16 protein-coding genes are annotated in these 14,658 nt (G+C 42.0%); 1 reads left to right on the forward strand and 15 read right to left on the reverse strand.

Annotated elements, in window-relative coordinates; genetic code table 11:
• Positions 1-72: 72 nt before the first annotated feature.
• The 10 genes from EAE91_RS13510 to EAE91_RS13555 all read right to left on the reverse strand — a co-directional run bounded on the left by EAE91_RS13510 (position 73) and on the right by EAE91_RS13555 (position 8,121).
• Positions 73-489 (reverse strand): hypothetical protein, encoded by a 417-nt coding sequence (locus EAE91_RS13510; RefSeq protein WP_214088951.1) that lies wholly within the window; start codon positions 487-489, stop codon positions 73-75.
• Positions 486-902, reverse strand: coding sequence for a GPW/gp25 family protein (locus EAE91_RS13515; protein WP_214088952.1), 417 nt, complete (start codon positions 900-902; stop codon positions 486-488). Before EAE91_RS13515 ends, EAE91_RS13510 begins: the two co-directional genes overlap by 4 nt.
• 13 nt (positions 903-915) lie before the next feature.
• Positions 916-2,517, reverse strand: a complete 1,602-nt coding sequence (locus tag EAE91_RS13520; RefSeq protein ID WP_214088953.1) for a phage baseplate assembly protein V — start codon at positions 2,515-2,517, stop codon at positions 916-918.
• A complete protein-coding gene (locus tag EAE91_RS13525; RefSeq protein WP_214088954.1) occupies positions 2,514-3,197 on the reverse strand; it encodes a CIS tube protein in 684 nt (227 codons plus the stop codon). Before EAE91_RS13525 ends, EAE91_RS13520 begins: the two co-directional genes overlap by 4 nt.
• Positions 3,184-3,363, reverse strand: coding sequence for a DUF5908 family protein (locus tag EAE91_RS13530; protein ID WP_214088955.1), 180 nt, complete (start codon positions 3,361-3,363; stop codon positions 3,184-3,186). The genes EAE91_RS13525 and EAE91_RS13530 overlap by 14 nt, the downstream gene beginning before the upstream one ends.
• The gene (locus EAE91_RS13535) at positions 3,360-3,818 is read right to left on the reverse strand and encodes a phage tail protein (protein ID WP_214088956.1); all 459 of its coding nucleotides are present in this window, start codon (positions 3,816-3,818) and stop codon (positions 3,360-3,362) included. The genes EAE91_RS13530 and EAE91_RS13535 overlap by 4 nt, the downstream gene beginning before the upstream one ends.
• Positions 3,819-3,831: 13 nt before the next feature.
• A complete protein-coding gene (locus EAE91_RS13540) occupies positions 3,832-5,046 on the reverse strand; it encodes a phage tail sheath C-terminal domain-containing protein (RefSeq protein ID WP_214088957.1) in 1,215 nt (404 codons plus the stop codon).
• Positions 5,047-5,094: 48 nt separating this feature from the next.
• A complete protein-coding gene (locus EAE91_RS13545; protein WP_214088958.1) occupies positions 5,095-6,483 on the reverse strand; it encodes a phage tail sheath family protein in 1,389 nt (462 codons plus the stop codon).
• Positions 6,484-6,494: 11 nt separating this feature from the next.
• Positions 6,495-7,592 (reverse strand): phage tail sheath family protein, encoded by a 1,098-nt coding sequence (locus EAE91_RS13550; protein WP_214088959.1) that lies wholly within the window; start codon positions 7,590-7,592, stop codon positions 6,495-6,497.
• Between the two features lie 79 nt (positions 7,593-7,671).
• On the reverse strand, positions 7,672-8,121 hold the full coding sequence (locus tag EAE91_RS13555) for a phage tail protein (protein WP_214088960.1): 450 nt from the start codon (positions 8,119-8,121) through the stop codon (positions 7,672-7,674).
• 643 nt (positions 8,122-8,764) lie between these two features.
• Between EAE91_RS13555 and EAE91_RS13560 the strand changes: the two genes are divergently transcribed.
• Entirely contained in the window at positions 8,765-9,247 is a 483-nt protein-coding gene (locus EAE91_RS13560; protein WP_244868838.1) for a winged helix-turn-helix domain-containing protein, read from the forward strand.
• A 70-nt stretch (positions 9,248-9,317) separates the two neighbouring features.
• Here the strand turns inward: EAE91_RS13560 and EAE91_RS13565 are convergent, their stop codons facing one another.
• From EAE91_RS13565 to EAE91_RS13585, 5 genes are all read right to left on the reverse strand, one after another.
• The gene (locus EAE91_RS13565; protein WP_214088961.1) at positions 9,318-10,223 is read right to left on the reverse strand and encodes a phage tail protein; all 906 of its coding nucleotides are present in this window, start codon (positions 10,221-10,223) and stop codon (positions 9,318-9,320) included.
• A gap of 511 nt (positions 10,224-10,734) precedes the next feature.
• On the reverse strand, positions 10,735-11,481 hold the full coding sequence (locus EAE91_RS13570; protein WP_214088962.1) for a hypothetical protein: 747 nt from the start codon (positions 11,479-11,481) through the stop codon (positions 10,735-10,737).
• 64 nt (positions 11,482-11,545) lie between these two features.
• On the reverse strand, positions 11,546-11,746 hold the full coding sequence (locus tag EAE91_RS13575; protein ID WP_312150222.1) for a tail fiber assembly protein: 201 nt from the start codon (positions 11,744-11,746) through the stop codon (positions 11,546-11,548).
• A 283-nt stretch (positions 11,747-12,029) separates the two neighbouring features.
• On the reverse strand, positions 12,030-12,272 hold the full coding sequence (locus EAE91_RS13580) for a hypothetical protein (RefSeq protein WP_244868839.1): 243 nt from the start codon (positions 12,270-12,272) through the stop codon (positions 12,030-12,032).
• Positions 12,273-13,050: 778 nt separating this feature from the next.
• Positions 13,051-14,658 (reverse strand): ImcF-related family protein (locus tag EAE91_RS13585; RefSeq protein WP_280520284.1); only part of this gene is annotated, 1,608 nt, incomplete at its 5' end.

A 14,658-nucleotide genomic window follows, 5' to 3' on the forward strand; every position in this document is an offset into this window, starting at 1 on the left:
ACCCGTTATTTGCATATAACTTTAATATGTTTTCAGGAGATCATTACTATTTAAAAATAAATTAAAACTTATTTATCCAGCACTGACAGCATATTGACTGGCAATAAATCGACCTTTACCCATACTGGGTGCTGTTATATCCGGGCCACTCGATGGATTATTTGCCGGCTGTGATGGGGTAAAACGGGCAATAAATTGCTGCCCGACAACAATGACCGTGGCAGGGCTACGACAAAAATTCACCTGCTGGCCGACATCCAATTGAGCAATAGTGACCATACCCATGCCGGGCACCGGATGGCTAGGGGTAATATATTGTGCTTGAAGCTGTATCTTTTTTTCATCCCCCACCATTACGATTTTTTTGCCTTGGATCTTAGTGTGACCACTGCCCCGGACGATTGCCGGCCCCAGAATAGTGACCTGCCGGTTACCGAACAAGGGTTCGAATAGCAAAGTGTCGCCATCAACCACCAGTTGTTTACTCATAAGATCACTTCTCCTTCACCAATCTTAATAATACCTTCAATTTGCTGGCTAATTTCGCTACCTCTCAGGGCATAGCTCACCTGAACATGCAGGCTATTAGGCAAATCAATTTTTTGATTCACTTGAATTTCAGTAATTTCTGCGCGAGGTTCATAACGTAATACTCGCTCTTCAATACGCGTTTGAATACGCGCCATTAATTCATCAGTGATATTTTCAAACAGATAATCATGCAAACCACAACCATAATCTTCACGCATAATCCGCTCACCGGGTTCGGTGAGAAAAAGCACTTTCATACTCTGGCGAACATGTTCTGCCCCTTCCGCCATGATAATTCCCGTCTGAGAAGAAAACTGTGGCGGAAATGCCCAGCCCCGACCATAAATATCGGTTAATATTTTATCTGCCATCTTATTTAACCTATTATTGTGTTAAATTAATTTTCGCCCCTTTAATATCAACTCCAGATTTTCCAGCGGCTGATAGGGATTTTTCGGCCTGAATATTAATTTCCTGCGCCTGAGTAATAAGATTTTTAGCAGAATTAATAGTGATATCTTTATCCTGTTGCAAAGATAAGGTATTTTTTCCACTATTAAATGCGAGCATATTGTCTTTATTATCGAAGATTAATGCCTGCTGATTTTCTCCCTGTTTAATTACTAACGTTTTCATTTGATTTTTTTCACCAGGTTCTAATGGGGATTTGTTTTTAGGATTATGCATGGCACCTAATATCACCGGAAAACGAGGATCACATTCAAAGAAGCCGATTATTACTTCATCCCCCGGCTCTGGATAGAAGCAGAATCCACTCTCATGACTGGCGTAAGGTTTGCCTAAGCGGGCAAAAAGGGTGCCGTTGGTTAAGCTTAAGGCCGGTATTTTGACCGGAATACGGTCTAGTGATTGGCTATCCTGTTGGTATTTTTCTACGATCCCGATATGCAACTCTTTAACCGGCGGTACCGGCTGTTCTACATCTGATTGCATGCCTAACGTTAACCGGGTGCGCCAACCTTGCCGCTGGTTAATGATCTGGCTGACACCAGTGATAATCGCCTGACCATCCATTCCCGCTCCGAAGCCAGTTAACGCCAAAACATCACCCGGCTGATAATGATCATTGCCTGCAACCTCAAAACTACCGGATATATTATGGTTTCGCCGGTTGCCCATGATGCCCTGAGTAAACTGTTTGGTTTGTTGATTATCCAATGGGGAGCTGAAAATCCATTGCCACTCTTGATCGGTCAGCGGTTTCAGCGTATCGGTAGCAAGTTGACCATGCCCAAACCCACTACTTTTTGCCTGAATCGCCTGAGACAACTTTTGTTGGTTAATGTCCCAAGACTGCACACTTACTGTTTTTGGGCTGCGCTGATTATCCCATCGCAGATTAGCTTCAAACAGCACAATGTCCCGAAGGTCGCCGCGCTGACGAATGGTGTGTACGGTTGACCGATTAAGTGATTCCGGCGTGACTAATGTAACGGCATCATGGCCGGGGATCAGCCAAGTATTGGTAACACTCAGTCGGCTCTTTAAGAATGTCCAATCATTGCAACGAAATTGCACCATTTGCTCATGTACCGTTTTAAGTTGAGGCGCTTGTTTTATCGTGACAGATACACCGGCCTGGCTGAATAGCTTTTTGATAATTGCCTCATCACTCTGCTTATTGAATAGTTGAGAGTGGAAACTATGGGTTAATTTTTGCAGTGGATGCTTTGCTGTCAGAATCATTAAACTGTCCTGACCTTTAATCTTCAATGTCTGCTGAACGATGATCCCTTTGAACAACACCTTTGTTTGTATCTGCACAATAAGCTCATGATTCGGGCGACAATTTGCCAACTCAGCCTGCGCCTTGGCATCAAAAATATGGCTGGTATCACCGATAATACCCAAAGTGACGTTAGCCGCAGGAATGCCATTGATAGGATAATTGACTGACAGGCTGATAACCGTAAATTGATTGAGCGTTTTTCCGTCTATCTTAATCGTGATCGGAGGTATCTTCATTCTTTCCTCCGTGCTTGTAGTGTTTGTCCCGGCGTGAAATCATCAAGATTATCTAGATCGTTTTGCCAAGCCAGCGAAAGATAATCGATACCGCCCGCCAGAGCCGCGCCAGCACCCAATGCAATCAATGGCAGAGAGAGCATATCGGTTACACTAACCGCAGTAGCCGGTGGTGATTTTAGCTGTTGCTCCGTGGCCTGAATAACAAAGCTCTCATCCGCCACCAGCGATAAAGTAGCAATTGCCCGTAATGGCATGGCGTCCCGGTCAAACAAAGTGTAATGAATGCTGAGACCGCTGGCCCGGCAGGCAAAATAACCTTTGTTTTCCCAACGCATTTTGCCCCATTTGATTTTAAGAAAATGAGGGACGTTGGTACCGGCATCAACGGCACAGAGAGTTTTCAGCGTCGCCAGTTGGGTTTCTATCGGCGTATTGTTGCCGGGCATAGACGCGTCAAACAATAGATCTAATGACAGGCCCGCGGGCTGAGACGACACATAATGGTTGCCTTGGTGGGCATGGGTAATGCTTTCATCGTTTCTATAATTGGCTTGATAATTGAACTGGATCGCATCGGGGTTATACATCACCGGTAAACTGCCCACCAAGATTTTACCTTCCCGATCTTTATAAGCCGTCAACGTCAGTTTGGACAGACTACGTTCAATTAAGCTCATAATCGCCCCCTGCTTCACGTAATGCCTCTAGCACCTCCCGTTTAATCCTTTCAATCAGGCGAGCATCGTCCAACGCTTCTTGGGCTAATGTTCGCGGGGAAGATAAATCGCCCGCAGAATCGGTAACTTTGGCCTGAATAATCAGTTCTTTAATTTCTACAGTCATGCTTTCACTCCTAACCAGCGCATATCCTGATAACGTAACTCCAGGGAATTGACCAAAACGGCATTGCTATTGGCATCAAAGTCACCGGTAGACCAACGAACCGGTAACGCGTTACTCACGGTCCAGCTTGCCACCGGTAAAAAATTTTCATTTAGCAACATAATGACCACATCAGCATAAACCGCTTTTTCTCCACGCAAGACACGATCAAATATCAGAGTAAGCGGCGTCACCGTCATCACACCGCGTTCCAGTACCAAACTACCGTGCTGGATCTTCTCGGCCAGCCAAACATTTCTGGCGTTTTCCCCGCCCTGGCTGTATTGGGTGGTTTGCAGTTCACGGCTAAGGCCCGATATACGCTGAAAGGCAATATCAAGTGGACTGGGAATATTGTTAAACAGAAAACTGGCGATAAAACGGTGTGATACTGACGGGGTGTATAGATTGTGCATATTTTGCCCCTGTTTAATTTAATCCCATTGTCCCGGTGTGCATATCAAACGTCAGACTCAGCTCAATAAATTCCGCCGGAATGAGCAGTGCCAGTTTGATTTTCATGACCATTTTCCCGGCCCGCAGATCCGCTTCACTCATTGATTCGTTAACACCGAGTAATATGTCAAACGCTCGCTCCTCCTGAGTACCTAACAGTCCACCTTTTAACCATAATTGATGCAGCCAGTTGTAGGTTTGGCCCTTAAGTTTCATCCAGGTGATAGCGTTGTTAGGTTCGAAAACAAAAGCCCGGCCTAATCGGGTGATATGTGCTTCGATATAGGAGACCAAGCGGCGAGTTTGGATATAACGCCAGGGAGAACCGGGAATGTTGTCCAAAGTTCGGCATCCCCAGACTTTAATCCCTTTACCGGGGAAGCTGCGAATCAAATTCAACGAAGTGCCATTCTGATTAAAGAGCGCATCAGCTTCAATAAAGGATCGTACCGGGCTGACTACCTTAGCTAAAGCTACGTTGGCCGGCGCGGTCCAGATACCTTGCTGATTATCATTACACTGGATAACCGCCGCCACCGCCGTGGTTGGCGAAAGGATGATATGTTTACCATTCTCTTGGTATGGGGTTTTCAGTCCCGGCCAATATACCGCGCCCCATTGCCGATCACTTGAGGAAAACTGCGTTAAACATGTAGCAGCCAGTACTGGATCATCCGGGGCATCCAACAATCCCATGATGCCACGTCGGCTCTTACACAGTTCGAGTATCGACTGCCAAAACTGCAACCAAAGATCAATGTCAGCACCGGGCTTTCCTGTCTGATTAAAACGGACAATATCAGGGACGATAATCAGAGTGATAGCACTCTCTGCGGCAATAGCCTGCTTAAGCCAATCCTGTTGCAGTGCGATGATCAACGATTGAAAATCATTCAGTGGTTCATCAAAGGTCAGCGGCAGCACATAGGCTTGTTGACCGCCATTTTCAAAAAAGTGGCGCACGGAGTAGTACATTAATGAGTAGTACATTAATCCTGACTCACAAAATTTTAGAGTAAAGTCGGTCAGGCTGTTTAATTTGACTATGGTTCTACTTCCCGCACTGGTTTCATTGCCCGAATTTTCTGGAATATGACCAATAAAAACGGGGATACCAATAAATGCATCATCTGGTTTCTGGGATATCAAGTTCTCCGCGATTGTCACACTCGGCTGTATTATTTCCATTGTCGTTTCCTCTACAGGACAGGCGCGGCAAACCGCGCCCCAGTACGGTTACTGTGCTACTTTTTGCGTAAATTGCAGGATAATAAATTCAGCCGGACGGACCGCCGCCATGCCAACCTTGACGATCATTCTTCCTTTCCTAATATCACTTTCGGACATGGTGATACCTTGACCAATTTGCACAAAATAGGCTTCTTGGGGATGACTGCCGACCAGTGCCCCTTGTTGCCAGAGTTGATGGAGATAATTGTCAATGGCTGACCGTACTCGCTCCCAAGTTGGTTGGCTATTGGGTTCAAAGACGGCAAATCGCATTGCCTGTTTGATATCCCGTTCCGCCGCATTAAATAAACGCCGTACCGGAATATAGCGCCAGTTGTCATCATCTTTCAGGGTACGTGCTCCCCAGACGACAAAACCTTTGTTGCTGAAATGGCGGATGGCATTAATGCCTTTCGGATTCATCTCTTTTTGATCATCGTCAGTGAGCCGTTCATCCACATCGCTAATCCCATTTAGCACAACATTAGCCGGTGCTTTCCAAACGCCACGGTTGGCATCAGTGGCACAATAGACACCGGCCATGATTGCACTGGCGGGAATAGTTTTTTTTACATTCTTTATTGCAGTAATAGCCTCCTTATAGACATTCGGGTTTTTCTCTTTGAGTTCCGTCAAATTGGTAACATTGTTTGCTTTTGCATCCTTATAACCTAAAACATCTATAAGACTCTCTTCCGTTTGTATAAGTTGTGAGACTTTCACTGCGGGATAATACGTTGCGGTTTGTGAGGATACGTTAGTGCTGATAGCGAATGCTTTATCCTGATTATCAGCGATAAGGAAATAGCCCTCATTCAATAATGAAGATGTCAGGTTTTTATATATCTTGCTTTGGTAAGCAGAATCCTGTTCAGGGCTGACGATCAAGGTAATTTCTAAAGCCTGCTTAATTAACTCAGGGATTAAAGCCAGAGTTTTAGTATCTTCCGAATCAGCAATCGGTAGGATATAACAAGGTCCACCACCATTTTGAAAATAAAGCTTTAAAGCATCACTGCTTGTCGTGTGGTTAACTGTCACCTCGTAAGTGTAATCAGCTTTTTTTTCTTCTGGATCGTTATTAACCTCTCCATTTTCATTTTCGGCTGATATATCACCTTCAACTTTTTCAACTTTCCTAGATTTTTTAGCGGCAGGAGTAGGTAGAGATGGAGGTGTTGATTTAATCGCTATTGACGTAACACAACCCACATGAAACTGGTCAGTGAAATCCAACCAGCTACTAACACGTGTTATTTTGGGCGTCGTACTCGTTTTTTTCGGTGAAAAACGCCCAATAAAAACAGGGATTGCCGTATTCCCTCGACTGACAGAAAGCGCCAGTGAGGCATTTTCTTCAATATAGACGCCAGGATAAGTTGGTACTGTTGGCATGCTGCCTCCAATTATTGTCCGATGTTCTGCGTAAACTGCAAGATAATAAATTCGGCTGGACGAACCGCCGCCATACCCACTTTAACGATCATTTCACCATGTTTAATATTGTCATCAGTCATGGTGATGCCTTTACCAATTTGAACAAAATAAGCTTGCTCGGCTTTATTGCCCACCAATCCGCCTTGTTGCCAAAGAGAATAGAGATAATTATTAATCGCTCGGCGTACAACTTCCCAAGTTGGTTGGCTATTAGGTTCAAAGACCGCGAAACTCATGGCATTTTTAATATCTCGTTCCGCGCTGTTAAACAGACGGCGAACAGGGATATAACGCCAATTATCACTGTCCTCAAGTGTTCTGGCTCCCCAAACCAATGGGCTACTTTTAGGAAAAGTACGGATCATATTCAACGCTTTATCTTTGTTATATTGTCCTTGCAGATCATCAGTCACCGGATATTTAGGTTGTAATCCTCCTTGAATAGGAACGTTAGCCGGTGCTTGCCAAACACCCCGATGGTTATCGACACTGGCATAAATACCGGCCATCACTGCACTGGGTGGAATATCAACACTAGCCCTTTTCCCTTCTTCATCTTTTTCTCCCCATTCAGCGGTCAGCCACGGATAATAAACTGCGCCATAGGCGGTGGCGGTATAAGTCTTAAGTACTTCATCGGGGTTTTGGTTCAAATCTATTTGAGTGAATGGGCCATCAAAAATGGCAAATAAACCTTTGCCCGGTAGACAAAGTTTTACCGTAACCTCACTAATATCTTCTCCAGCAGCAACCAGCAATGTGACATCATCAAGTTTTGGCACTTGTTTTTCTAACTTTTCGTTTTTAACAAGATAACAATATCCACCGCCGTTAATAAAATAGGCACGTAGTGAAATATCAAGCTTATCACCAGGATCAAATTGTCCACTTTTTCGTGTCAAATAGTCCAGCCAACTATTAATACGGACATGATCTTCTGTGGATAAAAATTTATTAGTATTTGCAGCCGCAAAAACAGGGACCGCCGTTGCACTTGTACGGACAGAGAGTGCTAATGAAGCATCTTCCTCAATATAGACGCCCGGATAAGTTGTATTAATTGTCATAATATTCGCCTTCAAAAAGCACTGCATTAACGTGCCAGACTATTCCTGACAACAAACAGTCCTGACAACAAACAATGTATTAATGGAATTCAACAGTCACTCGATCGGCTTTCAAACTTATTTCCTGCACCGCAACTTCATTACTGGTCGCATCAAAGCTGGGCGCGGTTAGTTTTTCTGGGAAAGCATTAGCAATATTCCAAGTAATCAGCAAATCTGAACCTGTTTCATTGGTGAGGCTAATAGAAATATCTTTCTTTTCTATCTGATTAAGCGAAATAGAATTAATCCAATCGTACAATTTTGATTGCCCTTTAAAAATACCGCGCTTCAAGGTAATGGTTGGTCTTTGACGCTGACCGGGCATTTGTAACCAATTACCAATGCCATCACGATATTCAATGGTGTCATAGCTAATATCTAATCCCGATACATTTTGAAAAGACATTTGCTCATCACCAACGGTCACGACAAAACGGTAAGTTGGAATGGGGTATTGAACAGCAATTTGATCGGCAGTTGTAGACATTGTTATTTCCTTAGTTAAATTCATCACCGGGTTAGAACACACAATCATTCATTTTAGGTACGCTACCGCCCTTAGGTATCATGCCTAATGCCGGACAGTGAACAGTGAACAGTGAACAGTGAACAGTGAACAGTGAACAGTGAACAGTGAACAGTGAACAGTAATCATTCAAACACCGCTAAATAGAAGTTAAAAATAAAAAATAATTATTTTTATCGATTTTTATCTGTTAATTCAATTGCATATCCGTTAATTCAATTACATAATATACATAATAGTAGAATACCCCTCAATTCTCAGCATTATTGCTCGTGGATACCTATTCATTAATTTTTATAAAAGGAACTTATAAACCATAAATAATATCTAAAAATATTTTATCTATATTTATAAATTTCCCATCAGTTCACATATAATAGAGACATTATCATCACAATATAAACAAAACTAATAATTAATCATCATTAGTTTTATTTATTAATAAAAAATAACTCATATAAAAAATAAAATTAAAAATTTTAAATTATTTATTTTCTTGCATTACTCATGGGAAAACTATATAAGTTCTAACAGGCATAAGCCTAATTGAGCCCTCCTGGCTATAGCAAATAGACAAACACTAAACAGAGGCAGAGAATGCGTTATGTTGAAAATAACTAGAGATGTTTATTTAGACTGTGACTCAAACAAAATAATTCATGGTAAAAATATATTTATCATTACTGAGAAAGAGAAACGCCTGCTACTTGCACTGTGGGAACATGCCTCCCAAGGGAATACGTTAAATCGGGAACAACTGATCCCTTTGGTCTGGCCTGAACGCAAAAATGGCGTAGCAGAAACCAATTTATTGCAATTAATCTGTAAGTTACGCCGAACGTTACGCTATTGTGATCTAGATGAAGCCATACACACTGTATACCGACAAGGCTATCGTTTTATCCTGCCATTTCAAGATAACGAACAAGATAATAATCAGCCGCAAAATACCAGATTACCTATTCCCATCGCTACATCGCCAAAGCCATTTTACTGGCGCTTCACCAGGATGATTGTCATGTTTATCACTGCAATCATTTGGATATCAACTATCCTATATACCGCCCCTTTTCTGGCTAAGAAATAGTGATGACTTTATATTTGCGGCTCATTTCAGCAATTTATGGGCCGCTTTAATAAGAAAATATTATGACTTATTATGCTGCTCTCACTATGTAATTGAATGCAATGTTGCGGGGACGATTTTCATTCGCAGTCGGCACAGTACGAGATGCATCAAACGATAACTCTGCAAGTCGATCACGTGCACCTACTGCACTCATTGACCGGCTATCCCCTGCACTGTATTCACCGTATTCACCTGATGTTGAAAATGCTCCAGATACCTTGCCTGAAAATATTCTTCCTGACACATTTACTGTACGTCCTGTTACTGATGCTGTGATATTTCTAATGGCATCACCCTGCCACGACAACACCCCACGCCCCACATCAGCACCACGTCTATCATCCCAGCCACGAATAAACTCGCCTCTTAAATCAGGTAATTTACCGTCAGGGTAGGCTTCGGCTAACTTCGGAAATTTCGATTTATCAAAGACCGCTCCATTACATTGAAACCACCCAATCGGCGGTATAGCAGTCGGCCAAGGAATAGGAGTACCTACGGGTATATCATTAGCTTTACTACTATTAATATCTTCACGCAATGAATTTACTATTTCCCGAACAAGCTTTTGTGTAACCACCAATGTATCGCTATTGCCAATCACATTCGTGAGTTGGACAACACCCTTTTGTGTTAATGAAGCATCGGGAATTTTTGTTATGGTTTTTCGTTCTAAAGCTCTATTTAATTGTGCGGTGAGTTTAGCTATATCCCCATCATCAAGAACATCCTCACCAGATTGTGTCGAGATGAAATCAGCCAAAACAGATGATATGGATGATGACTGACGTAATACCTTATTTAATAAGTGAGATGGGACATCATTTGGTGGAAATCCAGTCAGTAAATCCTTACTTTCTTCATATAATCTCTGACTCACGACATTTGCATTATTACTAATAGAAAAAGCCTTAAAATCATTCTTGTAACTCATATATCTCCCTAGAATTAAATAATGTTATTTTATAATCAACATCTTGAATTATTGTAAAAACAATCTCCTGTAATTCGGACTAATCAAAGTCTAATTCAGAAAAATAATAATGCAGTATTATTATTGATTATGATATTAACTATTTTTGTATAATTGGTAACAATAATTCATTCAATGTTTTTGGATGAAAAATATATTCATAGATACATATCTAACATCTTTAAATTATTTTCTTCTTATTCTTCCCATCTCTTCCCATATCCTCTATTTATGAGGAATTCATATATTAACCTCCAAAATGAGAAAATGAGATAAGTAAAACAAAGCGGGCTAATTATTCTCCTACTCAATTTATTCATGCTTCAAAGCTAACAATTCAGTTAGATAAGCCCGCAAAACTGAAAGATAAAGGAGCTATTACAGAGGAAAAGTACTAGCTCCCAAAATAAATTGTCAAGGTAACCAGAAAGCCCTATTATGGAGCTATCAACCATGCTTACCCCACCAGACACTAATTTTTACATAGCATATAAATTTTCCAGCCTTCTAAATCTGTATCCAATTCACAAATAGTTTTGCCTTTTGACGAAACCCAATATTCACCGTAAGAAAGCTCTCCATCCTCTTTGATAACTCCTCTTTTAACAACTATGTCATTGCCGTGGTTATTATTGTGTGAAAAATTAGTTACATTTATAAACGTCAAACTTCCATCTGTAATATATTTTTCACGCACATTATCGTAATTATTATCAGGCGGAATAGAAAAAGCATATATAGCATTATTTTCATCCCAGGCAGGAACTTCAAAATAGACAATTTTGCTGTAGTATTCATAATCTATAATTTTCATATTAGATAAAGTCATTCTAGGGTCTTTTGTATAACGCTGTGTGATAATATCTTTTTTAACGATAGCTCCACCTTCGTCAACATAAATTACTCTAATGCTACTTTTAGGCTCACTATTTTTTGGCTTATCCTCTTCCAGTGTAAATATAGCGACTAATTTTTTAGTATCCGGGATAACATATGTTGTAATTTTCATTCCATCATCAGTAGCCCAGGAAGTTATATCTTTCAACTGATAACACACTAAACCATATATATCGCTAGAATGTTTGAGCTTCCTGATAGTAAAGGAATTATAACTATTATTGCATTCAATTCTCTCTGTATATTCCGAAATATCAGCATTTGCGGAAAAAGAGTACAATAAACTTGATAAAATAAATACCAAACCCTTCCCAAATCTCATATATTAACTCCCTTGATTTTTCATTAAATAGGGAATAGTGTAACAAATTCAATGAATAAGTATTTTACTGAAACTGTGTAAATGTAGTGATCTTACTCGCAGTTTTCGGCACTTCCGGCCATTCCACATCAGGCGCTTGATTCACATCTACACGAGTAAGCAATACTCTGTACTTTTTCCATTCGAGTAAAACAGCTTTATCTGCATCGGTAGCAATTTCAAAGTCAGCCGAGTCTAGAAAAATTCCTATTTTTACTTTATTCAATAAATTATATCCGATTCAACCTCATCTCATCACTCCTTTTTAAACCTCATTTACCCCATAGCAGCATTCCTTCCTTACTGAGTATTCTATTAACGAAAACAGTTAACGATTATGCTCTATTTCTTCATTTATCTCCAATAGCATGCATTATTCCGGGTACAGCAATTCGAAGCTGTAATAAAAGTGATTTGCTGTCACTAACAACACCTTGGATAAATCGCCGGCTCTTGATTCTATTGATACTGGCATACAAAAACTCCATAAAAAACCCATATAGAACAAGTTATGAATTCATTTCTTCATAAAACTGATCATCAATGTAACCGCCCCAAAATTCCACTCCGTCTTTTTTTATAAAGATGCAATCTTTCCCGCAAGGATGACGTGCATCAATGCGTATCGCGTTCCTGGAGACTTTATGCTTTTTCATTAAATAGGAAACTTCGGATGGAAAATTATTTGAAGCATCACAACTGATATACTGGGCACTGATCTGCTTTATTTCTTGCTTTGTTAACTTAGCCAATGAGTGACCTCACAATAAAAAAACCGCAGTTACGCAGCGTAGAAATGAAAAACCCGCGAGGTCTGTTCGGCGGGTTGATGTATGATTTTAGAGTAGAAGGTAAGCATGGTAAAGCGCGAAAGCCAGAGACGGCAAGCCAAGTATCCAAAGAATAATCCTTAATTGCATGCCCTTTAAGTTTCCATCAAAAGACAGGGAACTTTTTTCAATAGATGATTCAATTCGAGATATGGCACTATCGAGTTCGTTATCCCTCTCTTTGAATCTGGAATCAGATTTGCTCTCTACTTCTGTAAATTTGGTATCAAATCTGTTCTTCACTGAGTTTCTGAGACAAAGTGTTACCGATTATGTTTAATTTTTGCATGATAACAGCAATGTCGGTCTTTATTGCGCTAACATCACTCTCGGCAGGAAAATTAAGGGGATCACTTTCACGTATTTCAAACCATTTATTGACAAAAATAAACTTATATTGATTGCCATAAAATGAAGGAGACCTGAATACGCTGTTATAATCAGGTCCCCATGCGAACAATTATTATTTTCATTCTATCCAATAGATTATCTCTGTTTCAATCTCATCACCCCCTTTTAAACCTCATTTACTCCATAGCAGCATTCCTTCTTCAATGAGAAAAGTATCATCAGGCTTTTCATCTATATAGAAAAAATCTTCATTAGAATATCTGTAGTGATATTTATCATGAACAGCTCTTCTGTTAACGAAAACAGTTAACGATTACGCTATTTTCTTATTTATTCTCAATAGCATGCATTATTCCAATATCAGATCATCGTCATTTACCGCTGATATTGTCGTATGCTTACCCGGCTTCACCACAAAGATATTTTTCGGCAATTTAAATCCGCGCAGTTTTAATAATGCCAGAGGCCCTTCGCCCAATTCTGTACGCAAAATCCAGGTCAACGGTAATCCATCCGGGGCAGTAAATATCAGTCGATAACGGCTTTCATCCAGTCTCTCCACTTTTGCCTGTGCCAGCCAGCGAATTAGCCCCCAGTTTCCCTGATAATCACCAAACAGCCTCGCTCCGGCATTAACACTAATCCACGTCAGCATCACACCCGGTTTATAGGTCTCTCCCGGCCAGCGAAAGCTCTGCCAGCTTTCCATCTGGTTAAAATAACGCAGTTTCTGCCCATCTATCGTCAGGTCGGTTTCCACCACATCCCGTACCGCTCTGGCCCGCAGTTCAAACCGCAATCCCTGACTGCCATCGGCAAATAACAGGTCCGATAACTGACTGAGCTGATTTATCGCCTTTAGAAAATCCGGGTTAATCTGCACGCCCTGACCATTCACCTCATCCACTACCCACTGGTTACCCGCTTTATGCAGTATCCCGCCTAACTGACGTGTCAAAAACTGCTCTATCCGCCCCGAATCTGACCGGATAAACTGCCCCAACATCGGCAATGAGATTTCACTGTCGCCACCGGCAAACGGATAACGGCCCGCAAATGCCCGATTCCAGTTGTCCACTATCGCTCTCTGCCACTGGGTGTTCAGATTCGTCTCTGCCGGTTTCAGTACCCCCTGCCACGCCTGCGCTAACGGCTCGATAAACAGCGTCTGACCAAAACTCCGCCATTGGCCCCCTAGGCTGGCGGCTATTAAACGCCCATAACCCTGTGTATCGGTCAAATCGGTGCTTTTCCCTTCAAATACCGTCTTAGCCAGCGCATTCGCCATTGCCGGCGGATCATCGCTGTTGTTCATCTGTTGCAGTTTCAGCCGCACTTCGGTTACCCGCGTGAGAAAAGTTTGTAAATTCAGCGTGCTGTCAGTCTTGATTCCCCCGGTCGCCCGGTTTTCGCCCATCAGCGCCAGCAACGGTCCAAAAGTTTCATCCATCGGTCCGTGCACGCCAGCCGTCTGTTGGTTAATCATTGGCGGCGGATTTTTATTCAACAATGTCTTGGCAGATTTCACCAATGAATCCGATAACGTCGGCCCCTGTTGCCCGGTCTCGCCCTGATAGGCCAGCGTGTTCATCAACGCAATCAACGGAGACTGACGCCCATCCGCCATCAGCGTTAGCTGGTCGATGACATCCGACAGACTACGGGTTTTGTTCCAGCGCAGGCTGTTGAGAAAATCCTGCCACGCTCCGGTGAAATCGGTAAAGTAACGGGCGGTCAGCCGGGCTTTCAGCTCTTCGGGGGATACCGACGCCGAGACTGTCTGACGGTTATCACTCAGTACCCAGTCAATCGCCTCCTTACGTGAGGCTGCCGCCTCCGCTATCGCTTTTTGTATCCCGCCTTCCCACGCCTGACGGGTAAACATCCCCGGTATCACGTGAGAGGTGGTAAACAGCCGTTCGGCATCGGTGTCGCCAGTCATTTGTCTTAATGTCAG

It is taken from the genome of Photorhabdus noenieputensis (assembly GCF_018448935.1).
Taxonomy (GTDB): Bacteria; Pseudomonadota; Gammaproteobacteria; order Enterobacterales; family Enterobacteriaceae; genus Photorhabdus; species Photorhabdus noenieputensis.